This is a genomic window from Streptomyces sp. NPDC050509 (genome assembly GCF_044457965.1).
Taxonomy (GTDB): domain Bacteria; phylum Actinomycetota; class Actinomycetes; order Streptomycetales; family Streptomycetaceae; genus Streptomyces.
Window position 1 is genome coordinate 1 of the sequence record NZ_JBITHL010000008.1, and the last position, 22,421, is coordinate 22,421.

20 protein-coding genes are annotated in these 22,421 nt (G+C 69.6%); 9 read left to right on the forward strand and 11 right to left on the reverse strand.

The features are described 5' to 3' along the window. Window positions 1-460 precede the first annotated feature (460 nt). A complete protein-coding gene (locus tag ACIBJC_RS22625; protein ID WP_399295202.1) occupies window positions 461-1,048 on the reverse strand; it encodes a L,D-transpeptidase in 588 nt (195 codons plus the stop codon). Between the two features lie 262 nt (window positions 1,049-1,310). On the opposite strand from ACIBJC_RS22625, the gene ACIBJC_RS22630 reads away from it, so the two are divergent. Beyond that, window positions 1,311-2,297: a peptidoglycan-binding protein gene (locus tag ACIBJC_RS22630; RefSeq protein ID WP_399295204.1), complete on the forward strand. Its 987-nt coding sequence runs from the start codon at window positions 1,311-1,313 to the stop codon at window positions 2,295-2,297. Window positions 2,298-2,373: 76 nt separating this feature from the next. Further along, window positions 2,374-3,186 (forward strand): EI24 domain-containing protein, encoded by an 813-nt coding sequence (locus tag ACIBJC_RS22635; RefSeq protein ID WP_399295206.1) that lies wholly within the window; start codon window positions 2,374-2,376, stop codon window positions 3,184-3,186. Between the two features lie 32 nt (window positions 3,187-3,218). Here the strand turns inward: ACIBJC_RS22635 and ACIBJC_RS22640 are convergent, their stop codons facing one another. Continuing rightward, window positions 3,219-4,490: a pyroglutamyl peptidase gene (locus ACIBJC_RS22640; RefSeq protein ID WP_399295995.1), complete on the reverse strand. Its 1,272-nt coding sequence runs from the start codon at window positions 4,488-4,490 to the stop codon at window positions 3,219-3,221. Window positions 4,491-4,803: 313 nt separating this feature from the next. On the opposite strand from ACIBJC_RS22640, the gene ACIBJC_RS22645 reads away from it, so the two are divergent. Then, complete coding sequence (locus ACIBJC_RS22645; protein WP_399295208.1) at window positions 4,804-5,433, forward strand: class I SAM-dependent methyltransferase; 630 nt, start codon at window positions 4,804-4,806, stop codon at window positions 5,431-5,433. A gap of 58 nt (window positions 5,434-5,491) precedes the next feature. Here ACIBJC_RS22645 and ACIBJC_RS22650 read toward each other — a convergent pair whose 3' ends face one another. Continuing rightward, window positions 5,492-5,749, reverse strand: coding sequence for a hypothetical protein (locus ACIBJC_RS22650; protein ID WP_399295210.1), 258 nt, complete (start codon window positions 5,747-5,749; stop codon window positions 5,492-5,494). Between the two features lie 169 nt (window positions 5,750-5,918). Between ACIBJC_RS22650 and ACIBJC_RS22655 the strand changes: the two genes are divergently transcribed. Genes ACIBJC_RS22655 through ACIBJC_RS22665 form a run of 3 tightly spaced genes read left to right on the forward strand, consistent with a single transcriptional unit; the run spans window position 5,919 to window position 9,570 of the window. Continuing rightward, entirely contained in the window at window positions 5,919-6,953 is a 1,035-nt protein-coding gene (locus ACIBJC_RS22655; protein ID WP_399295212.1) for a hypothetical protein, read from the forward strand. After that, complete coding sequence (locus ACIBJC_RS22660; protein WP_399295214.1) at window positions 6,854-7,174, forward strand: tyrosine-type recombinase/integrase; 321 nt, start codon at window positions 6,854-6,856, stop codon at window positions 7,172-7,174. Before ACIBJC_RS22655 ends, ACIBJC_RS22660 begins: the two co-directional genes overlap by 100 nt. Beyond that, window positions 7,171-9,570: a tyrosine-type recombinase/integrase gene (locus ACIBJC_RS22665; protein ID WP_399295216.1), complete on the forward strand. Its 2,400-nt coding sequence runs from the start codon at window positions 7,171-7,173 to the stop codon at window positions 9,568-9,570. The genes ACIBJC_RS22660 and ACIBJC_RS22665 overlap by 4 nt, the downstream gene beginning before the upstream one ends. Window positions 9,571-10,196: 626 nt before the next feature. On the opposite strand, the gene ACIBJC_RS22670 is transcribed toward ACIBJC_RS22665, so the two are convergent. The 5 genes from ACIBJC_RS22670 to ACIBJC_RS22690 all read right to left on the reverse strand — a co-directional run bounded on the left by ACIBJC_RS22670 (window position 10,197) and on the right by ACIBJC_RS22690 (window position 15,317). After that, window positions 10,197-10,790 carry a hypothetical protein gene (locus tag ACIBJC_RS22670; protein ID WP_399295218.1) on the reverse strand — a complete coding sequence of 198 codons (594 nt, stop codon included), beginning with the start codon at window positions 10,788-10,790 and terminating at the stop codon, window positions 10,197-10,199. 101 nt (window positions 10,791-10,891) lie between these two features. Then, on the reverse strand, window positions 10,892-12,982 hold the full coding sequence (locus tag ACIBJC_RS22675; RefSeq protein ID WP_399295220.1) for a tyrosine-type recombinase/integrase: 2,091 nt from the start codon (window positions 12,980-12,982) through the stop codon (window positions 10,892-10,894). Between the two features lie 185 nt (window positions 12,983-13,167). Then, a complete protein-coding gene (locus tag ACIBJC_RS22680) occupies window positions 13,168-14,448 on the reverse strand; it encodes a tyrosine-type recombinase/integrase (protein ID WP_399295222.1) in 1,281 nt (426 codons plus the stop codon). A 21-nt stretch (window positions 14,449-14,469) separates the two neighbouring features. Next, window positions 14,470-14,658 (reverse strand): hypothetical protein, encoded by a 189-nt coding sequence (locus ACIBJC_RS22685; RefSeq protein ID WP_399295224.1) that lies wholly within the window; start codon window positions 14,656-14,658, stop codon window positions 14,470-14,472. 38 nt (window positions 14,659-14,696) lie between these two features. Then, entirely contained in the window at window positions 14,697-15,317 is a 621-nt protein-coding gene (locus tag ACIBJC_RS22690; RefSeq protein WP_399295226.1) for a TetR/AcrR family transcriptional regulator, read from the reverse strand. A gap of 129 nt (window positions 15,318-15,446) precedes the next feature. Between ACIBJC_RS22690 and ACIBJC_RS22695 the strand changes: the two genes are divergently transcribed. Further along, on the forward strand, window positions 15,447-17,933 hold the full coding sequence (locus tag ACIBJC_RS22695; protein WP_399295228.1) for a glycoside hydrolase family 3 protein: 2,487 nt from the start codon (window positions 15,447-15,449) through the stop codon (window positions 17,931-17,933). An 81-nt stretch (window positions 17,934-18,014) separates the two neighbouring features. Here the strand turns inward: ACIBJC_RS22695 and ACIBJC_RS22700 are convergent, their stop codons facing one another. Both ACIBJC_RS22700 and ACIBJC_RS22705 read right to left on the reverse strand, forming a co-directional pair. Continuing rightward, window positions 18,015-19,019, reverse strand: a complete 1,005-nt coding sequence (locus ACIBJC_RS22700; protein WP_399295230.1) for an aldose epimerase family protein — start codon at window positions 19,017-19,019, stop codon at window positions 18,015-18,017. Window positions 19,020-19,039: 20 nt separating this feature from the next. Next, complete coding sequence (locus tag ACIBJC_RS22705; RefSeq protein WP_399295231.1) at window positions 19,040-19,978, reverse strand: GDSL-type esterase/lipase family protein; 939 nt, start codon at window positions 19,976-19,978, stop codon at window positions 19,040-19,042. 294 nt (window positions 19,979-20,272) lie between these two features. On the opposite strand from ACIBJC_RS22705, the gene ACIBJC_RS22710 reads away from it, so the two are divergent. After that, window positions 20,273-20,767 carry a DUF3145 domain-containing protein gene (locus ACIBJC_RS22710; RefSeq protein WP_329827275.1) on the forward strand — a complete coding sequence of 165 codons (495 nt, stop codon included), beginning with the start codon at window positions 20,273-20,275 and terminating at the stop codon, window positions 20,765-20,767. Between the two features lie 79 nt (window positions 20,768-20,846). Beyond that, window positions 20,847-21,725, forward strand: a complete 879-nt coding sequence (locus tag ACIBJC_RS22715; RefSeq protein ID WP_399295233.1) for an NAD(P)-dependent oxidoreductase — start codon at window positions 20,847-20,849, stop codon at window positions 21,723-21,725. Between the two features lie 42 nt (window positions 21,726-21,767). Here the strand turns inward: ACIBJC_RS22715 and ACIBJC_RS22720 are convergent, their stop codons facing one another. Beyond that, the gene (locus ACIBJC_RS22720; protein WP_399295235.1) at window positions 21,768-22,253 is read right to left on the reverse strand and encodes a hypothetical protein; all 486 of its coding nucleotides are present in this window, start codon (window positions 22,251-22,253) and stop codon (window positions 21,768-21,770) included. Window positions 22,254-22,421: the final 168 nt, after the last annotated feature.

A 22,421-nucleotide genomic window follows, 5' to 3' on the forward strand; every position in this document is an offset into this window, starting at 1 on the left:
CGGGTGCCCGCCCAGGCCCAGCCCCCGGCGCACGCCCAGCTCCAGGGAAGATCCTCGGCCCCCCCCCCCCGCCCCCGCGCCCCCCCCCCGCCCCCCCACCCCCCCCCCCCCCCCCCCCCCCCCCCGCGCCCCCCCCCCCCCCCGGCCCCGCCCCCCCCCCCCCCCCCCCCCCCCCCCCCCCCCCCCCCCCCCCCCCCCCCCCCCCCCCCCCCCCCCCCCCCGCCCCGGCGAGCCACCCTCGGTGCCACTCGACGTCATGGATTCACCCTTCGAAGTCGACTGGATAATTAGGCTCTTTGGCTCAACTTGTGAAGTCAAGGCGCGGCGGGGGAGCGAGGGAAGCATTAGGCATCCTGCGAGTGCGCCCCCTCACCGGCGTTCGAGGTTCTTCCCTGTTCTTCCGCCTCGGCGTTGCGGCTTGCACGAAGAGGAGTGGAGCCGCAACACCGAGGCGGATGGGTCAGCCGCCGATCACCTGAAGCGTTGTCGGCCAGCCGTTCCTCTTGAGGTTGCGGAAGAGCTTCTTGATGTCCTCGGGGTGCATCTTGATGCACCCGTTGGACTTGTAGTCGTTCGTACCGTCCCAGCGCCGGCTCTCGGTACTGCCCTGGCCTCCGGAGCGCGTCATCTCACTGTGGATGAACAGCTCGGTGCGAGGTGTGCCGTTGTGGCACTTCTTGCTGCCGATATCGATGGCGTAGCCCTTGATCAGCCTGCCGTTGTAAGAGGTGTAGTGCCCCTTGATGGTGTAGGTGCCGTTGGGAAGCCAGCCCTCGTTCCGGACGCAATCACTGGTGCTGGTTCCCGATCCGGCGCGGAAGTCGGCCACCGCTTTGCCGTTGCGGACGATGGACAGGGTCGAGTTGGTGGTGGAGCGCTTGACGAACCGCAGCTGATACGAGCCGACCGAGGTCGGAGCTTCGGCAGTGGTACGGCCATTCGAGAAGGTCGCAGCGGCCTGTCCTGCGGGTGCGAGCAGGGTCAGCGCGGTCAGAGCGGCGCCGACCATCACGGTTCGGGGTGCACGGAAGAGTGATGTGCGGTTCATGGGATTACCTCCTGCGGGGGAGAGCCGAGAGTCGAATCCCCTGCCTCGGACCGGAACCCGCGCGGCCAGGAGTCTCCTGCGAGCTGCGCGTATACGAATCAGGGAAGGGGGCGCGGCGGTCACGCCGGGCGCAGAACAACCATGCGGCCTGCTTGTCGACCACACCTAGCATCTGCGCGATACAGAACATGCACCGCATGCACCGCTCGCGGATAACCCTCCGGCCAGCGGTTATACAAGGCATTTGCATCGAGGAGCGGCAGTGGACACGGCACGTGGCAATCACGACGCAGAGGAAGCCGGCGCGGCAGGGGCGGAACTCGCCGCGATGCTACGAAAGTGGTGGGACGACTCGGCGCGCGACGGGCTGACCAAGCCGACTCAGCAGTCACTGGCCAAACAGCTCGTCATCACCCAGGCAACGCTGTCTCGGTACCTCAACCCTCGCCACCCCTCCAACGCCCCCGTCCGAGTCATCGCCGAACTGCACGCCCGTCTGGGTGCCCCCGTCGAAGAACTGGAGCGTGCCCGCGCCTTGCGCGAGGCGGCACTCGCGGAACCGCTACGCAGACGCACCGGGCCCGACGACACCGACGCGGCCGGGACCGAAGCCCCTGCGCCGGAGACGGGCGACACCCCGGCAACCGCGTGCCTGCCCACCAGGGCGCCGGACCGCCGGAGGAGCGTTCTGCGGACCGCGGTCGCCGTGCTGCCGGTCTTCCTCGTCGGCCTGGCGACCTGGTGGGCCACCACCGCACCCGCATTCCGCTCGGACAACGACAAAAGCGGTACCCACGCTCTGTCGGCGAACCGGACGCCGGGACGGGCGACATGGCCGCTGATCCGCGAAGGGGACCGGGGCGGAAGGGTGTTCGCCGTACAGCACCTCCTCGCCGAGCACGGATACCGGCTGAACGCCGACGGCATCTTCGGGAAGATCACCAAGACCGCGGCGAAGGAACTGCAGCGTCGCGCCGCGCTGCTCCCCGATGGCGAGATCGGACCGGACACCTGGCCCCACCTGATCGTCCTGGTCGATTCTCGTGCACAAGGACATGCCGTCGAGGCGCTGCAGATCCTCCTGCATCACGCGGGGCACCGGACCAGCATCACCGGTGACTTCACCGCAGCGACGGGAGAGTCCCTCAAGAAGTTTCAGGGCTCCCATGAACTGCCGGTCACCGGCGTCGCGGACGAGGAGACCTGGCTGCTGCTCGTGACGTCGCAACAGCCGGCCATTCACTCCTAGAGAATCAGAGCGCAGTGCCCTGGACCACGGCTCCTTGGGGGCGAACATGGCCGGTCGCGGCACTAGGCTGACCTCCATGCATGATCTGGGGTCGGGTTTCGGCTATGTGATGAAGGGCCAGCGCTGGGTCGCCGGTCACGGCCGGTGGCTGGGGTTCGGGCTGCTGCCCGGTCTGGTCACCCTGGTGCTGTACGCGGGCGCGCTCGTCGGGCTCTTCTACGGGGCCGACAACGTGATCGCCTGGACGACACCCTTCGCCGACGGCTGGGCCTCGCCCTGGCTCGGACTCTTCCGCGGCTTTCTGACCGTGCTGCTCTTCGTCCTCGGGCTCTTCCTCGCGGTGATCACCTTCACCGCGGTGACGCTCCTGGTCGGCCAGCCCTTCTACGAGTCGCTGTCCGAGGAGGTCGACCGCACGGAGGGCGGCGAGGTCCCGACCTCGGAGCTGCCGCTCTGGCGCGATCTGTGGATCTCCGCCAGGGACAGCGTGCGCATTCTGGTGCGGGTGGCGTTCTACGGGATCCTGCTCTTCGCGCTCGGCTTCATCCCGGTCGTCGGGCAGACGGTCGTGCCCGTGCTCGGCTTCTGCGTCACCGGCTACTTCCTGGCGGAGGAGCTGACGGCGGTGGCGCTTCAGCGGCGCGGCGTCGAGCTGAAGGAACGTCTCGCGCTGCTGCGCGGCCGGCGGATGCTCACGCTCGGCTTCGGCGTCCCGATCGCGCTCGCCTTCCTCGTCCCGGTCGTCGCCGTCTTCCTGATGCCGGGGGCGGTGGCCGGAGCGACGCTGCTGGTCCGCGACCTGACGGCGGAGCGCGAACCGGAGCGGGATGCGGAGCCGGACGACACGGGCGCGGGACGGCCCGGCGTACCGCTCACACTGGAGAAGTAGCCGGGCGCGTCCCGTGCGGGTGAGGGCAGCCCTCAGGAGGCGTCGGCGGCCACGGTGATGATCGACCGGAGTTGCGCGATGATGTCCAGCCGGTTCTGTACGAACTCCGGGTCGGTCACCGTCCCCGTCGCCGGATCCGTGTTCCCGGCCCCGAACTGGAGCACCGGCGTGTGCACATGGCCGCCCGGGATGTCCCGGCCGAGCCGGTCGCGCAGCAGGGTCGCCCGGTAGGCGATCTCGTTGGAGAGGTAGTCCCCACCGCCCCCGGCCCGCGCCGCCGAGCCCAGGGTCGGCCCGTCAGGGCGCACCACCGGGGCGGTGGCGCCCGCCGGGACCTCGGTCACCGACGTGTTGTCGTACACGGGGAAGCGGCCGGTGTCCGCCGCCACGATCGCGCGGTACGGCAGGCTGGTCACCGTCCACTGCGGCTGCGAAGCCGGGTCGCTCACCGGGACGAGGCCGGTCTCCGACACGTTCTCGTTGTCCCCGAACCCGCCCCGCCAGGCGCCGTTGAACCGCTCGACGTCGATCCGGCCGACCCGGCCCTGGCTGACCGTGGTGAAGAGATCGGCCCGCGCCAGCGGCCGGCGCAGCGCCCGCTCCACCGTCCCGTCGGCGAAGTCCTGCCAGCGGACGGGGAAGACGGCGGTCTCGATCCTGGCCGGCCCCTCGGCGGTCTCGACGACCGTGCCGTCCAGGGCGAGCGCGGTCGCCCCCGACGGGTTGCTGATCCGGATGTCACGGTCGAGGGTGAACGGGTCGAAGCCGGTCACGACGATCCGCTTGACGTCCTTGCGGTCCGTCCTGGGAAAGTCCATGGAGTCCTGCCCCCGCGAGGTACGCTCCAACGTCCCGAGCAGCCGGGCGCGCGCCGCCTCCGACAGCCCGAACCCCGGCTGCCACTGCCGCAGTTCACGGCTCATCGCCAGCCGCGCCCAGTACAGCGGCCGGTCGTCGTCCCGACTCAGGGCCGGTGCCCCTGGATCCCCGAGCGCGGACCCACGCCCCTGCGCCCGGTCCACCGCCCGCTGCCACAGCCGCGCCCCCTCCCTCCCGACGGCCCGCTCGGCCGCCCGGTACGAAGCGGCGCCGCGCAACGCCCGTACGAAATCGGGCGCCACCTGGTCGAACCCGCTGCGCCGCAGGATCTCCCGCGGCACGGCCCGGTCGAGGCGCTGCTCCTCGACGGTGGGCGTGGGCGCCTTCGTGGCCGGGGCGGCGGAGGCGGCCGGAGGCAGTGCGGCGAGAGTGAGCGCGGCGGTGGTGAGCAGCACGATCCCGAGCCGATCGGGCCGTACGCGCAGACGTATTCGTAGGGGCGTGAGTCTCACGGGAGTCCTTCCGTCGGGTGGCGGAAGTATCGCCTCCGGACAGCCCTGTTGACCATGGCCACCGGTGGACCGGCCGGGGAGAGGCGGCCGGCTCAGCCGGGCGAGCCCGTGCCCTCCGCCGGCCCCGTGTCGTGTTCCTCCGCTGTACCGCTCAGGAGCCCATCGGCATGGGCGAGTTCTTCTCTGAACTACCGAGGGTGTCCCGTGATCAGGTGAGGGGACGATCAGTCCTGAGGGGAAGGGCCGGCGAACGGCTGCGACCGGCGAAGGTGTTAGTTTCCTTCCCGTGTTAAGCCACCAGGACGAGACTAGGGCGGCCTATGACGGGGTCGTCGACCTGTACGCGTCGATGTTCGCTAATCGGCTGGAGACGCAGCCGTTCGCGCGGAACATGATCGGTACCTTCGCCGAGCTCGTGCGTGCCACGGGGAACCTGCGGGCAGCCGACGTCGGGTGCGGGCCCGGTCATCTGACGGCTATGCTGCACGACTTGGGGCTGGACGCCTTCGGGCTCGACCTCTCCCCAGCCATGGTCGCCCACGCCCGGCGGGCCCATCCGGCGCTGCGGTTCGACGAAGCGCGAATGGAGGCCTTGCCGGTCGAGGACGCCGCGCTCGGCGGAGTGCTGGCCCACTACTCGATGATCCATACCCCACCTGAGGAATTGCCCGTGCTGCTCGCCGAGCAGGTGCGTGTCCTGGCACCAGGGGGCCTGCTCCTGGTGTCCTTCTTCGGGACCGAGGGACCGAAGCCGGTCCGCTTCGACCACAAGGTGACGCCCGCCTATAGCTGGCCGGCGGAGCAGTTTGCCGCGCTGCTGACCGGGGCCGGACTCGTCACAGTTGCTCGGTTGCTCCATGACCCAGCGTCCGAGCGTGGATTCCTCGACACCCACTTGCTGGCCCGCCGCCCGTAGAGCGTGGCCCGTGGCCTGGGTCAGGGTGGTGTAGATCATCCGGGTGGATGAAGCTCGTCTAACTTGAAGGTCCTCTTGCCGTACTGATTCGTGTCGCGATCTGGCTGAAGCTGGGCATGCCCAGATCGATCACATGGCGTTGACGGACTTGCTCTGCATCGAGCTGGATGAGCTTCTCCTCTGCGCTGGCGAGGCTGACTTGGAGTCCTTCGATCTCACCGAGCCATCCCTCCTGTTCTGCTTCGGTGATTCGGGCGATCAGGTTGTCGCGGATCTCGACGAGGCGGTGTCTCTGAGCCGGATCCGGTCGGAGCATGGAGCATCGAATGTCCCGTTGACCGAACTAGTTTGGGCTCCCTTCCAGGTCAACTCATAGTGATGACAAGGGGGTTGTGGCTGTTGCTCGCGAGTCGTGGTGATGAGCGGGTAGTGGTGGATCTGGTTTCATCGCGTGTCGTCGAGTAGGTCGGCCCGTGGAGGTATGGATGCCAGAGCACAGCACGACGGTCCGGGATGTGGCGGTGCTGAAGGTGGCGCGGGTCGGCCGCGTTGAGAAGAGCGATGACCCGCTGAGGCCGTTTCGGCTCGTAGACGCCGATGGCACCGAGGTGGCGGCGGTCAGTGAGTTTCTGCACCACATGCTCGCCGACGACGCGAGTCCGACGTCGCTGCGGTCTTACGCCTATGAGCTGTTGGCGTGGGTCCGGTTCTTACGCGCAGTGGACGTTCCCTGGTATCTCGCGAGCCGGGTCGAGGCCCGCGACTTCGCACTGTGGCTGAAGACCACGAAGAAGCCGCCGCGGCAGCGCCGTCCCGATGCGCCCGCCCCGGGTTCGGTGAACCCGGTCACTGGGAAGGCCGTGCCCGGCGAGAACTATGCCGCTCGGACCAGGCGGCACGCTCGCGCGGTGATCGGCTCGTTCTACGAGTACCACCGCGAGACTCACGGCCGACCGCTGATCAACCCGTTCCCCCAGGGCGGGGCTGCCGACGAGGGGAGTCCGAATGCGCATCACAACCCGATGCAGCCGTTCCGGCGGCCCTCGCGCCGGGGCACCTATCAGCCCAAGGAGCCCAAGCCGACCCCGCGGATCATTCCTGACCAGGCGTTCAACGACCTGTTCGCCGCGTTGAAGTACAACCGGGACAGGGCACTGATCGCGTTCTACATCTCCACCGGCGCCCGCGCCTCTGAACTGCTGGGTGTCCCGCAGGGTCTGGTCGCGCCCGGGGAGCAGACGATCGGCGTGGTCCGCAAGGGCAGCCAGGTCCTGCAGCATCTCCCCGCCTCCGCCGACGCGTTCGTGTGGCTGCGGTCTACCAGCAAGAACTGCGCGGCGTGGTCCCCAAGCACCCGTCGGAGCCGCTGTGGTGGACGCTGCGACGGCCCTTCCGCCCGCTGGAGTACGACGCTGCCCGGATGGTCTTCACCCGTGCGAACCAGCTGCTCGGCGCGAACTGGACCCTGCACGATCTGCGGCACAGCGCGGCCAAGAGGATGGTCCGCGATCCCAACCTGACCCTCGCCGACGTGCAGTGGGTCATGGGGCATGCCCACATCACCACCACGGAAATTTATATCGCTCCCACTCCCGACGAGGTCGTCGCCCACGTCCTGGCCCACCACGAGCGGCAGCGCACCGAGCAGGCCAAACCGCCGGCCCCGCCGGCGCCGGGGTACCGCCCCGAGGTGCTGGCAGCGCTGTTCGGGACATCAGCTGCGGGCGGCGAAAGCCGGTGAACCCGACCGCGAACGTCGACGTTGCCAGGGCCGTTGAGTCACCTGAGGTAGACAAAGCGCTGGAGTGGGAACCGCGAGTCGGCGAAGCGAGCTGGTGGCAGACCCGTCAGAGCCGGGAGAGCCTGGTCGAGCGGTTGCTGGGATTGTTCACCGACCCCGGTGCGGGCCTGACCCGCAACAAGACCCGACGGCGGGGCCTGGGCAAGCTGCTGGACTGGCTCGAAGGCCAGCCCGGAGAGACCTGGCAGGATCGCTGGATGGCCAGCGGGGCGGACGACGCCGGCTTCGAGTGGACCGATCTGCCCCTGCAGGGACGCGGCACGCCCAAGAGCCACTGGCGCGATGAGCTGGCCACGGGACTCGTGCTCCTGGTCGCCGGGCAGGCGATCCGCCCCAGCTACCCGTGGCTGCTGCGGCAGCGCGTGACGGTGATGCTCACCGAGTCCCGGGCCGCCAGCGACCCCGATGCCTTCCAGCGGCTCGAACAGCTGGCTCAGCATGCGACAGCCACAGCGAGGTCCGACGCCCTGAACAAACTCACCTGGATCGTGATCCGCAAGGGCGGCCTGGTCAGCGATATCACCGTCGGCGACTGCATCGAGCTGACCGCCGCACTGGAGGAACACCACTTCCGCGGCAGCGCCGGCCGGCCGCTGTTCTACGCCCTGCTCAAGGAGACCGGCGTGCTCCCGGCCAGCGCACCGCTGCGGCTGCGGGCGCTTCGCATCGAAGGCCGCCGCAGCGTCGAGCAGATCGTCGACGCGTACGGCATTGAATGCCGGGCCGTCCGTGACCTGCTGGTCGAGTACTTCACCGAGCGGGCTCCCGAGCTCGACCACGTCTCGCTGCGTTCCATCGCCCGCAACCTGTGCCGGTCATTCTGGCGCGACCTGGAGATCCACCATCCGGGCATCGAGTCGCTGCGACTGGCGCCCGAGGTCGCGCAGGCGTGGAAGGAACGTCTGGCCTTCATCCGTGATGCCCAGGGCCACCCGGTGCGGCCGCGGGTAAACTTCCGCAGCGAGCTGGTGTTCGTCCGGGCGTTCTACCAGGACATCGCCCGCTGGGCAGCCGACGATCCTGCGCGGTGGGCGCCTTGGGTGGCGCCGTGTCCGATCAAGTCGAACGAGTGCGCGACGAAGAAGGCCAGGTCCGGGGTGAAGTCCCGGATGGACCAGCGGACCAGGACCCAGCTGCCGCTGCTGCCCGCGCTGCTTCGCGCCGTCGACCGGCAGCGCAAGGACACCATGGCCCGCCTCACCGCAGCTCGGGCGACGCCGGCCGGTGCACGGTTCCTCTTTGCCGGGGAGGAGTTCGAGCGCTGCCAGTCCGGGCAGGCCCGCCGCGTCTACGCCACCGAGGTGGCCGCTGGCAGGCGGCGGAACCTGACCCACGAGGAGGAGGCGGCGTTCTGGTCCTGGGCGACGGTGGAGGTGCTGCGGCACACCGGCATCCGGATCGAGGAGATGCTGGAGCTCACCCACCACAGCTTTATCGCCTACGCCCTGCCCACTACCGGCGAGGTGGTGCCGATGCTGCAGGTCGCCCCGTCCAAGACCGATGCGGAGCGGCTGCTGCTGGTCTCCCCAGAGCTGGCGGAGGTGCTGACCGCGGTGATCTTCCGGGTCCGGGCCGGGGATGCCGCTCTGCCGCTGGTGTCGGCCTACGACGTGTTCGAGCAGACCTGGAGCCCGCCCAGGCCGTTCCTGTTCCAACGCAGGTACGGCACCGAGGACCGGCCGCTGACCCGTAGCTACATCCGCGAGTGCCTGGTCGCGACCTCGCAGTCCGCCCAGATCACCGTGGCCGGCGACCCGCTCGAATGGCGCCCCCACGACTTCAGAAGGATCTTCGTGACCGACGCCCTCCGCTCCGGACTGCCCCCGCACATCGCCGCGAAGATCTGCGGCCACGCTGCTTTGGACACCACCATGGGGTACGCCGCGATCTACCCGCAGGACGTGATCTCCCATCACCGGGCCTTCATCGCCCGCCGCAGAACCGAGCGGCCCAGCGAGGAGTACCGCGAGCTCACCGCCACAGAGTGGGACGAGTTCCTGGCCCACTTCGAACTCCGCAGGGTCGCCCTGGGGACCTGCGGCCGCGACTACGCGACCCCATGCCAGCATGAAAACGCCTGTGTCAGATGCCCCCTACTGCTCGTGGACCCAGCCCAGATGCCACGCCTCCAGGAGATCCACGCCAACCTCGTCGACCGCCTCCAAGAGGCAAAGGATCAGGGCTGGCTCGGCGAGGTTGCCGCCATCGAAACCACCATGGCCGCCGCCGCGCAGAAACTGGGGGCCATGCGCGACCGTGCAGCCCAGCCGTCCACCGTCCACCTCGGCATGCCCGACATCCGCAGCAGCGTTGGTCGCATTACTCCGGAGCCGTGACAGACACTGCCGCCGAAGAAGTCAGCATCGCTGGGAGGGTCGGCCCATAGCCCTAGACACCCGCGTAAAGCCGTCGGTGCCACCATCGGTACGGACTCCCGCTCCAGTCCACCCAGTGGCTTGGATCAGGATCGTGCAGTGTCCTGCTTCGGAATTCCGCATCAAGGCCGGCAAGCAGTCGTCGCAGTTCGATGCGTGCCGGAAGCGGGAGCATGCCCACTATGCCCTCCAACGCGTCCCTGACTACCGCGACATCGTCGTACTGGCACCCAGGACAGGCCGGGCACTCCGAGGCAGTCAACCTCAGCTTCCGACCGGGCTGGCGCAAGAAATTCCGGTAGCTGTAGAGGAATTGAGAGGTCCGCCCAGGTTGGACCTCATAGCTGTGAGAGCTATGTTCCACCAAGTGAATCGCGGCACTCGTGTCAGCCGACAGACGGTCGATGGTGGGCAGTTCACGCGCCCACTTGGGCGGTTGGCGCTCGCGCACGGCGCGGATTGCACCCGGGCGCTTACGCGGCATGAGCCTTTCTGGTGATCATCATGGAGGCCATCCTGCCATCAGCGGTACTTGACGCGCTAGAGCCGTGCCTGCAGGCCCCAGACGAGGGCACGACTAGACGGGCTCAGGTGCGTGGCGGCAGTATCTCGATCACGGTGGCCGTGCCGGCTACAGGTCGGGCTTCGTGCATGGTGATGACATCGCCGCACTTCAGATGTCTCCACTGTTCGGGGTTCAGGGGAGCCAGCCGAACGTCGGCGGTCTCTCCCGGGCCGAGCTCCTGCGCGTACTCCACCCACAGCCTTGCGATGCTCAGCTCTCGTTCTCCACCAGCGCTGCGGTTGCCGATGTCCCACATCGGCCGGAGTCGACCGTCTCCGGAAAAGGCAGTCCGGCGTCGGCCCTCCTCCGCACCCACCAGGTTCAGGGTTGCCCGGACGGTGCCGTTTTGGACTTCCCAGGCTCGCCACTCGCACCAACGGCAGCTGCGGTCGAGCATCATCTGGCGAGCGGCCTCGGCGAGGAGTTCCCAGAAGTCCACTGACACGGGGTGGACATCCCCGATCTCGATGAGAACGCCGAGCACCATCTCCCACTCCTGGCGCCCGATGTCCTCGCGAACATCCCCAACCGTCTGCCCGTTCTCTGCTGCGGCGTCCTCGGACAGCAGGTCGACGGCCCGCCGAAGGAGTGTGAACGCGTCATCCATATCCTGCATTGTCCCCTGTCTCCGGAAGCCCGTTCATCGGCGACAAGGCAGGAGTCAGCCGCACGACACGCCCGGATGGTCCCAGCAGGCGAGATTTCTGCCCACTACTTTCAGCAACTCGATGGCGGTCCACCCCACCGGGCGGCCAGCTGGGCTAGTTCGGATAAACACGCGTGCTCGTGGATGCAGGGAGTTCCGAATGCGCGAGCGCAGATTCCGATGGACAGTTTGCGTCGCTCGAAGTGCCCGAGGAAGGCATCCCATTCCTCGTTGGTGGGGGTTCGGTACTCCTCGCTGGGTCGGAGCGTTCGGCGCCGGGCGATGAATGCGCGATGGGCTTCGATGGCCTCGCCGGGGTAGATGGCGTTGTATCCCATGGTCGTGTTGATGCTGGTGTGCCCGGCGATGACCTGCGCGATGTGCGGGGGAAGGCCGCTGCGGATGGCATCGGTGATGAAGATTCGCCGAAAGTCATGGGGCGAGAAGTCCAAGGGCTGTCCGGCTGAATCGGTCAGATTCGTGGAGGCCAGCACTTCCTGGAGTGCTTCGCGCAGGAGCTTCGGGGAGAGGCGGGAATTCTCGCCGCTGCGGCACCACTGGAAGAGCAGTGGCATCTGTGGATTCCAGGTCTTCTCGGCCATGTCATAACTGGAGACGTAGGGGACGGCACCGGTGCGAGGGTCGCGGATGCGGGCGATGATCGCACTCAGCACATCGGCGAGCTCCGGGCTGACCAGGATGACCCGCTCCTCATCGGTCTTGGACGGCGCGATCTGCAGGAGGGGGACAGTTTCGCCGGTCGTGGGCAATTTGTACTGGATCAGGCTGTGATGGCTGGCCTCCAGCATCTCCTCGATGCGGACACCAGTGTGCTGAAGGAACTCGACCATCGCCCAGGCCCAGAACGCTCGGCTCTCCGCGAGGGCCAGGTCGACGCGCCGACCGGTGGCGATGTTCACCGCCCAGGTCGTGCCGTCCTTCGCTGCCCGCCTGAAGGTGTCGCCCGCGAAAGCGAACCGACCGCCTGGCGGGGTGGCCATCAGAGCTTGCAGCCGGGCTTTGGCCTCGTTCAGGCATGATGAAGCCGCTCGGGCGACGAGAGGCAGAGCCGGAAGGCGTTCCCTCGTCCGGTGGTCCATTCGCGCTTTGCGCCGCTTGTTGCCTTTCACGACAGCGACATCAGCGTCCTTGATCGGACTCGGCACCGCCCAAGGCCCCCAGCGCGCCGGCTCGTCAATGGCCCACTGGGCGATGTCGAGATAGAACGCCCGGACGGAGAGCATGATGCTGGCGACGTTGGCGCGTTCGGTCACTACTTCACGCACTTTTCCGTCTGGTTGGCGGCGCCGTTCGATGCGGGTCTGGCATCTCTGCTTCCAGGCCGCGCTCACCTCGGGCGTCAGGTGGAGAGAGTCGATCCCTGGATGATGTTGTTCCAGGTCACCCCAGAAGTTGCTGGCCAGGTGCCGGGACAAGTTGTTCAGGGACGTGTAGTCGAGACCCGGCTGCCGCTCTTTGAGATAGTCCGCCAAGAGATCTCGGACAGGGCGGCAGCGGACACCGAACCGGTCGATGAGCTGCTCCATCGACACCTGACCACTGGTGTTGGCCAGGTAGCGCAAGGAACTGGGTGCTTCTGCAGGCAGGGTGCCTAACTCTCGCAGCCAGGCGTAGAAGAGGGTGTTGCCGCGCGCTTTGGCGTTCGCGGCTTTGTTCGCCGCTTTGAGTGCGGCGAGATACTCCACGGCGTCGCCGACGGTGATGTCCGCCAAGGTGCCGCCCTTGGCGGCCACGATCTTGACCAGGGAGTGCAGGGCATCACGCCCAACCTTGGAGGACCACGAGGCAGATTCGATCATCGCTTCAAGTTGGGCGAATCCTTCCGGGTCACGGGCAGGGATCAGTCCGATCCGCAGGCTCGTCATGTTGGCCGAGGTCCGTGACAGCAGCCAGGCGAGGGCGGGCCTGACAACGTCGACGCAGATCAGACTCAGCAGCCCTCCCGACAGTGCCTGCCGCTGCGAGGGACCAGCAGCCGTTCTGATCCAACCGGGGGCCAACCGGGCCCAGTCATTGCCAGGAAGCGTGCTCGCGGGACTGGCGTTCCAGCGCTGCTGCCAGGTGGCCCCCGGGAACGTCTCCAGCCACTGCAAGATCTGGCGAGCGCCGCGGATCCTGGCTCGGTGCTGCTTCACGTTCATCGGCCGCAAAGGAGTTTGCTGCAGACGAGCCAGGATGTCGGCTCGCGCGCGTGCAGTGGCCGCCCAGTGATCCTCCGCAGGTCTGGGCGGGAAGCGCAAAGCGACGGCTTTCAATGCCTCCCCGGCCAGGCTCAGGGATGCGGGAGGTGCGACATGCGTCGCGACGGACAGGGTCTCCGTAGGTGTCACCAGGCTGTCCCGAAGAGGTTGTTGAGGGATTCAGGGTTGTAGCCGGCTGCCGGAGGTGCGGGAGTCCGCTCGGCGGACTTGGCCCGTCGGGCATGGTGTGCCCGAACATGTTCGATCACCTCGTCCCGGTCGGCCGGAAGATAGAGCTGTGTCGTCGACAGGTGTGCATGACCGAGCACCCACTGCACGTCGGTCAGCGGCATCTTCGGATCCCGCGCCAGCCGAAAGGCGGCGGTGTGTCGAAGATCGTGGAGAGTCCAGTTCGAACCGAGCAAACTGTTGGCCCGGTTGAACATCGCACGGGCCGCCGGATAGTTCAGGGGACGCCACGGGCGGCGCAACGTCCACCACAACCCCTCGTTCTGTCCGCGGGGCACCCCAGCCTGCCAGGCGCTCTCCTGATAGAGCCGTAGCCAGACGAAAGCGTCCGCTGAGCAGGGAAGTTGTTGATAGGCCCGGCTCCCCTTGCGGACCACCCCCAGGATTTGTTGGCCGGGCAGTGCGTCGCGTTGCCGACTGGTGAGCAGTTCCTCGGCGCGTGCCCCGTTGGAAACCCAGAAGGCCAGCAGAGCTCGATCACGGTCATGCTTCAGCGCGGCGAAGAGTGCGTTGAACATTGCGTCGGGGATCCGCCGAGGGGCTCTCTTGGGGATGGTCGGCCGATAGCGGCCTTGCTGTTCGTGGCGAAACCGCTTGTCAGGGTTGTGGTGAGCGTGTGTCCTGCCATGGCGCCGGGAGCGATCCAGTGGAAACGGGTTCAGGATCGGCCCGGTTCCTTCGGAGAGGTGGAAGTCGTAGAAGGCCCGCAGGACGGTCTCGCAGTGCGCTCGCGTTGTCGGCGCATACCTCAACCCTGGTGACGACTTTCCCGTGATCGGATTGGGGGCTCCGGGAGGCAGCTGCTCCGGTACTCGGTTTGGTGCTGTCTGTGTCTTGATGTCCCGTCGGTGGCGCCAGTGTCGCGGTGCGGGTTTGTTCGCGATCTTCATCCAGCGGGCGAAGTCCCGAGCGTCCGACCGGACTGCTCGATCCCATGCGATCCCCCAGCCCCACAGGAAGCGCCACCAACGCAGCAGATCCATTCCGTACGACCGGATCGTGGCTGCTGACTTGTCACAAGCCAGCAGCTCCGCGAAGAAGGCGGCCACGGGTTCGATCTCGACCCCGTCCGCGTCCAGCAGGACAAACGGCCTCCATCGATCTCCCGTCTCCGCCAGTTGTCCGGCCTCGGGCAGCACGAAGCTTGCTAACTCCCTCTCGGGATCACGTCCAAGCATCCACGGAAACTAGCAGAAGGGCTATCTGACCTGCGAGAATACTGGATCTAGTTCAGTCAACGGATCGTCATCGCTGAGTTCTCCGTGGCGGGCCTCGTGATCGTCGACGAGTTCCTTCAGCCGGTCCATGGCGGAACGATGCCCAGGGGCAGCGGTCACCTGCACCGGGAATCCTCCGCTGTCGCAGTACTCGTGCGTGGCGTCGTTCATGCCCTGACCGTACGGTCGGCGGTAGCCCGAAGAATCGCTCACGCGGGCGCCCCCGTGCCTTCCGGCGGCCCCGGGGCCTGAGGCGCCCCGGCGCCCCCCGCCCGCAGCAGGGTCAGGAAGTCGCGGAACGCCGCCGCCATGTCCACCGCGTCCGGGTCCAGCAGCCACTGGTACTGGAGCCCGTCCAGCACCGCCGTCAGCAGCGGCGCCGCCTGTTCCGGGGTCAGTCCGCCGGGCAGCCGGTCGCCGAACTCGCCGCGAAGCACCTCGGCCATCTCGCCCCGTACCTGCGTGTAGCGGCGGGTGAAGAACTCCCTCGCCGGGTGGGACTCCGTCACGCTCTCGCCGAGCAGCGCCGAGAAGGTCTGCACGATCCCCGGGCGCATCGCGTTGTACTCCACGAGCGAGCCCAGCAGATCGAGCCGCCACCCCCGCCGGCCGTCGCTGCGTCCGCCCGTGTCCCACTGGTCGCGCTCCTCCAGTACGGCGACGAGCAGCGCCTCCTTGGAGGGGAAGTAGTGCAGCAGCCCCTGCTGGGTCAGGCCGGCGCGCTCGGCCACCGCGCCCAGGGCCGCGCCGCGGTAGCCGCGTTCCGCGATCACTTCGAGGGCGGCGCGGAGGATGTCCGCGCGCCGCTCCTCGCTCCTGGCCCTCGCCATCGACCGCTCCCTCGTACCTCAAAAGTAACGGAGAAATAACCAAACTTACCGGTCTACAGAATGGGGCGTCCCCATGTAACCATTCCTTCGACCGCCGGTACGCAGTAACACTGACGAGGAGGTACGGCCGTGGCCGACGCACCCACCACCCGGGCCGATCAGGCACGTGACGCCGCCGTCGCCGCGGCCCTCGGCGCGCTCGATCTGGACGCCAAGGCCCGGCTGCTGGCCGGCCAGGACATGTGGTCCCTGCCCGGCCTGCCCGAGATCGGGCTCGCGTCCCTCGTCATGTCCGACGGGCCCGTCGGGGTGCGCGGAGTGCGCTGGACCGCGGGCGACCCGTCGGTGGCGCTGCCGTCCCCGACCGCGCTCGCCGCCTCCTGGGACCCGGGGCTGGCCCGCGAGGCGGGCCGGCTGCTCGCGCAGGAGGCGCGCCGCAAGGGCGTGCACGTCCTGCTCGCGCCGACCGTCAACCTGCACCGCTCGCCGCTCGGCGGCCGGCACTTCGAGGCGTACAGCGAGGACCCGTACCTCACCGGCGAGATCGGCACCGGCTATGTGCTCGGCGTCCAGGACGGCGGGGTCGGTACGACGGTCAAGCACTTCGTCGCCAACGACGCCGAGACCGACCGCTTCACCGTCGACAACCTCGTCGCCCCGCGCCCGCTGCGCGAGCTGTATCTCGCGCCCTTCGAGGCGATCGTCGCCAACGCCCACCCGTGGGGCATCATGGCCGCGTACAACCAGGTCAACGGCTCCACGATGACCGAGCACCGCTACCTCCAGAACGATGTGCTGCGCGGCGAGTGGGGCTTCGACGGCTACATCGTCTCCGACTGGCTCGCCGCGCGCTCCACCGTCGGCGCGCTCCTCGGCGGTCTGGACGTCGCGATGCCGGGGCCGCGCACGGTCTACGGCGAGGCGCTGGCCGCCGCCGTACGGGCCGGGGACGTGGCGGAGTCCGCCGTCGACGACGCCGTACGCCGGGTCCTGCTGCTCGCCGCCCGGGTCGGCGCCCTCGACGGCGCGCCCGCCGCCGTCACCGACCCGCCCGCGCCGATCGACGGCGAGGCGCTGGCCCGCGAGATCGCCCGCCGCTCCTTCGTCCTCGTACGGAACGAGGAACGGGGAGGCCGCCCCGCGCTCCCGCTGGACCCGGCGGACGGGACGATCGCGCTCAGCGGCGCCGCCGCCCGCGACGCCCGGGTCCTCGGCGGCGGTTCGGCGACCGTCTTCCCCGACCATGTCGTCTCCCCGCTGGACGGCCTCACCGCCGCGCTCCCGCCGGGGCGTCTGACGTACGCGATCGGCGCCGACCCCAGCGACGAACTCGCCGACGCGGGACAGGGGTTCGAGCTGACCGCCGTCTGCCGGGACGCCGCAGGGCAGGTCCTGGGCACCGCCGCCGTCCCCGACGGCCGGGTGCAGTGGGCGGGCAGCGACCTGCCCGACGGGGTCACCCACGAGGCGCTCCACACCGTCGAGCTGACGGGCACGTTCACACCCCGGGAGAGCGGCGAGCACACCTTCGGCACCCGCGGCCTCGGCGGCTTCCGGCTGACCGTCGGCGGCGACGTCCTCTTCGAGGGCTCCCAGGAACCCGGCCCCGGCGCCGACCCGTTCGAGGAGTTCTTCGGGGCACCCGTGGAGCGCGCCCGCGCCACCCTGACCGAGGGGGAGCGGGTCGAGGTCTCCCTCCAGTACACCGTCTTCACGATGCCGGACGCCCCGATCAGCGCCGTCGCCCTCTCCCTGCTCCACCTCGGCCCGCGCCACGACCCCGACGAGCTGATCGCGGAGGCCGTCGAGGCCGCCCGTACCGCCGCCACCGCCGTGGTCGTGGTCGCCACGACGGAGAGCGTCGAGTCCGAGGGCTTCGACCGGGAGAGCCTGCGGCTCCCCGGCCGTCAGGACGACCTCGTGCGCGCCGTCGCCGCCGTCAACCCGAACACGGTCGTGGTCGTCAACACCGGCTCCCCGGTGGAGCTGCCGTGGCGCGCGGACGTGGCCGCGGTGCTGCTGACCTGGTTCCCCGGCCAGGAGGGCGGCGGGGCGCTCGCCGACGTCCTGCTCGGCGCGGCGGAGCCGGCCGGCCGGCTGCCCACCACCTGGCCCGCCGTCCTCGCCGAGGCGCCGGTCACCAGGACCACCCCGGAGAACGGCGAACTCCCGTACACCGAAGGCGTGTTCATCGGCTACCGGGCCTGGGAGCGGGCGGGCGCGACCCCCGCTTACCCCTTCGGCCACGGCCTCGGCTACACCGACTGGGAGTACGAGACGATCGCCGCCACCCCGGAGGAGACATGGGTGCGGGTGCGCAACGCCGGTCCGCGCGCGGGCCGCGAGGTCGTCCAGATCTATCTCGCGCCGGTGGCCGCAGCGGACGCGGACCAGGTCGAGCGCCCGGCGCGCTGGCTGGCCGGCTTCGCCTCCGTGGCGGCGGCGCCCGGCGAGCGCGTCGACGTGCGCATCCCGCTGCGCCGCCGGGCGTTCGAGATCTGGGACGAGGCGTCCGGCTCCTGGCGGTACGTCGCCGGTACGTACGAGGTCCAGGCGGCCCGCTCCGTCACCGACCGCCGGCTGAGCACCCTCGTGGCGGCCAAGGGCCTGGCGTGAGGTGAGCGGGCGGGAGAAAGACGTGCGGCCCCGGGGCGGAACCTGACACCACCCCGGGGCCGCACCCCTGTGCGCGCCGCGTCAGCGCGTGGAGAACCGGCAGACCGTGGTCGACGCGTACACCTCGCCGGGCCGCAGCACCGTGCTCGGGAAGTCCGGCCGGTTCGGCGAGTCCGGGAAGTGCTGGGTCTCCAGCGCGATCCCGGCGCCGGGCCCGAACGGCTTCCCGTCGAAGTGGTCCCCGGTGTAGAGCTGGAGCCCCGGCTCGGTGGTGGTGATCGTCAGCACCCGGCCGGACGCCGGGTCGTACAGCTCGGCCGCGAGCGCGTCCTCCGGAGCGCCGTCGCCCCGCCCGCCGTCCAGGACGAAGTTGTGGTCGTAACCGGGGCCCACCGGACGGGACTTGCGGAAGTCGAAGCGCGTGGCGTCGACCGGTGCCAACTCCCCGGTCGGCAGGAGGGAGCCGTCCACCGGGGTGATCCGGCCGGCCGCGATCCGCAGCTCGTGCCCCGCCGTCGCCGGAGCACCGCCCGCGCCGCCCAGGTTCCAGTACGTGTGGTTGGTCAGCGCGATGTGCGTGGGGGCGTCCGTCACCGCGCGGTACGCGATGCGCAGCGCCCCGTCCTCGTCCAGCGTGTACGACACCGACACGTCGAGGCGGCCGGGGAAACCCTCCTCACCGTCCGGGCTGACCCGCGACAGCCGTACCCCGTACTCGTCCCCGCCCACCGGCTCCGCGTCCCACACCCGCCGGTCGAAGCCGTACGTGCCGCCGTGCAGGCAGTTCGGCCCCTCGTTGGGCGTGACCCGGTGCACCACCCCGTCCAGGGTGAAGGCGGAACCCGCGACCCGGTTCGCGTAACGGCCGACGAGGGCCCCGTAGTACGGGCCCCGGTGGTCCAGATAACCGGCGAGGTCGGGGAAGCCGAGGACGATGTCGGCGACGGCGCCGTTCCGGTCGGGAACCTCCACCGACTGCACGATGCCGCCGTACGTCAGCAGGCGTATCCGGGTACCGGCCCGCTCCAGGGTCCAGCGGTCGACGGGCGTACCCTCGGGCGTGGCGCCGACGCGCTCGGTGTTCATGACAGTCACGATCAAGCACCCTACGCGGGCGGCCGAGCCGCCGTGACATTGCGGTACGCGATCTCCGCCAGCCTGCCCTGCCCGTTCTTGCTGGGGTGGAACCAGTCCCAGGGGCTGAGCTGCTTGCCGCTGAACCGGACGGCGAAGACCTCGCCGCCGTCGTACCGGCAGCGCTTGTCCTTCGCGCACACGTCCCGCAGCGCGCCGTTGTACGCCACCACCCGCTCGTACACCAGATCCCGCCGCGCCCCGGCGGCCTTGCTGTCGTCCTGGGAGTCGCCGAGCATCGACGCGCAGATCCCGAGCTTCCAGACCTGACGGCCCAGCGGATTGCCGCGCCCCGCCGACCAGAGCCGCTTGAGGTCCGGCACGCTCGACACATACACCTGCGCCTTGGGCGCGCCCGCGCGGAGCCGGCGCAGCGACGCCTCGAACGAGGACCTGAAGGAGTCGACCGGAGTCATCCGCTCCGTCGAGTTCCGGCAGGCGTCGTTGGCGCCGGCCAGGACCGTGACCAGCTCCGGTTCGTGCTGCGCGGCCCGCGCCATCTGGGCCGGCAGATCGGCCATCCGGGCGCCCGTCTCGGAGAAGTTCCAGGTCTTCTCCGCGAGCAGCTCCGCCGGCGGCCCGTCGAGGAGCCGGTAGGCGAGGCTCCGTACGGCACGGTCCGTACCGGTCGCCCAGGACACCTCGGGGCAGTCGGCGAGCACCCCGCAGGCGTCGAAGCCACGCGTTATCGAGTCCCCGACGGCGGCGACGGAGGACGGGCTGCGGTCCCAGACCGGGGTGGGGCGCGGAGAGGGCCTGGCCGCCTCGGTGGAGGAGTCGGAGGAGGCGGAGTCGGAGGAGGTGCACCCGGTGAGCACCCCCGTCCCGGCGAGGACGGCGGCGGTCACGGCCGCGAACACGGTACGGGCCCGCCCGGGCCCGCCACGGCTCCGCAGGCTCTCTCCTCGCATCAGGCCTCCCGATCGGCGTCCGTCGCGTGTGCTCGGTCTTCCCGGGGTCCGGCCGCCCCGGCGCCGTTCGGGCGAGTGAAGGCTTCGCGCATATCGGCCTCGGGACCGACGGTACGTCACCCCGGGCACCCCACCGCACGATAGCTTTTCCCACGTCGAAACAGAGGCGCCTGATCGCTCGGCTCCGGTAAATTACCTCACGTCACAAGCTGTCCCTTTTGCGGGGTTTCACTCCCGATGCTGTTTACTGAGGCCGCTGGGAAAGGCGAACCTCGTCCCACACTGGAGGTCCCGGTGACGACACGTGGAGTTCTGTACATTCACTCCGCACCGCGCGCGATGTGTCCCCATGTCGAATGGGCGGTGGCCGGGGTGCTGGGGCTGCGGGTCCAGCTCGACTGGATCAGGCAGCCGGCCTCGCCCGGCACCTGGCGGGCCGAGGTCTCCTGGAAGGGCCGGGCGGGCACCGCCTCCAAGATCGCATCCGCGCTGCGCGGCTGGCAGATGCTCCGCTTCGAGGTCACCGCGGAACCCTGCCCCACGGCCGAGGGCGAACGCTACAGCGCCACCCCTGACCTGGGCATCTTCCACGCGGTCACCGGCATGCACGGCGACATCCTGGTCCCCGAGGACCGGCTGCGGGCGGCGCTCGCCCGCGCGCAGCAGGGCGAGACCGTGCTGGCGGCGGAGATCGCCAAGCTGCTCGGCAAGCCGTGGGACGACGAACTGGAGCCGTTCCGGTACGCGGGCGAGGGCGCCCCGGTGCGCTGGCTCCACCAGGTGGTCTGAGCGGACGCCCGGCAGGTGCGGGCGCCCGTGCAGAGGCCCGGCCTGTGCGGCGCACCGCCCCCGGGCCTACGGTGGCCCTATGGCTGACACCCTCGCAGTAGCCGTCCTCGGCACCGGAATCATGGGCGCCGCGATGGCCCGTAACCTCTGCCGCGCCGGACTCGACGTACGCGTCTGGAACCGCACCCCCGCCAAGGCCGAGCCCCTCGCCGCCGACGGCGCCCGGGTCGCCGGGACCCCCGCCGAGGCGGTGAGCGGCGCGGACGTCGTCCTCACGATGCTGTACGACGGACCGGCCGCGCTGGAGGCGATGGAGGCCGCGGCGCCGGGCCTGCGCCGTGGCGCCGTCTGGCTCCAGTCGACGACGGTGGGCGTCGAGGCCGTCACCCCGCTGGCCGAACTGGCCGCGGAGCGGGGGCTGCTCTTCGTCGACGCCCCGGTCCTCGGCACCCGGGCCCCCGCGGAGAGCGGCGAACTCCTGATCCTGGCCGCGGGCCCGCAGGAGGCACGGGGGCCGCTCGCCCCGGTCCTGGACGCGGTGGGCAGCCGTACGGTCTGGCTCGGCGAGGACGGCACCACGGCGGCGGCCACCCGGCTCAAGCTCGTCTGCAACAGCTGGGTCCTGGCCCTCACCAACGGCACGGCCGAGGCGCTCTCCCTGGCCAAGGGGCTCGGCGTGGACCCGAACCACTTCCTGGAGGCCATGACGGGCGGTGCGATGGACTGCGGCTACCTCCATGCCAAGTCCCACGCGATCCTGAACGACGACTACACCCCGAGCTTCACGGTCACCACGGCCGCCAAGGACGCCCGCCTGATCGTCGCGGCGGGCGCGGCCGAGGGCGTACGCCTGGACCTCGCGGCGGCGGGCGCGGAACGCTTCCGCCGGGCGGAGGCCCAGGGACACGGCGAGGACGACATGGCGGCGACGTACTTCGCGAGCTTCGGCGGCGCGTAGCGAGGGCGGGACGTCCCCACGGGGCTTCCCCGCAGCCGGCGGTCAGCCTCGGCGTGCGGCCTTGTCCGGCCACACCACATCCACGGGAAGTCCGGCCTCCCGAGCCTCGGCCACGACATCCGCCGTGCCCCCTCCTTTGCCCGAAGGCGGCTCACCGTTCCACACCGCGATCAGCCGGTCCGCCCGCTCCAGCAACACGGAGTTGGCGGCCTCGTACGCATGCCGGTTCGCGGACTCGTGCGGCATCACGAGAACCTCAGCCGCCGCCCCGCGCAGTCGGTCGAAGACGGGAGCGTGATCCGGCTTGACCTTGGCGTCCCGGTAGTCCCGTGAGGGGATCACCACGACGAGTCTCCCGCCGACCTCGATCACGACTTCGGCGAACAGGGAATCGGACCCGGCCGCGATGCAGGACACGCCGACAAGTCCGTCCCTGTACGGCTGGAGGAACTCCCGCAGAGCGGCCCGCACGAGAGGGACGCTTTCCTCTGTGAGGTCCATGTGCCCAGTCACAGCCAGTGTCGCCATGTGGCCCTTCTCCTCAACTCGACAGCAGGTCGCGGCCACTATCTCGCGTCTACGATGCGTAACGCGCCGGATGGCGGCTTCGCCATCCCCATCAGGGTTCATTTCCATGAGGGCTCACACGGGAGTGGCCCCGCCCATACGCTGACACGAACGACGAACTGTCCAGAG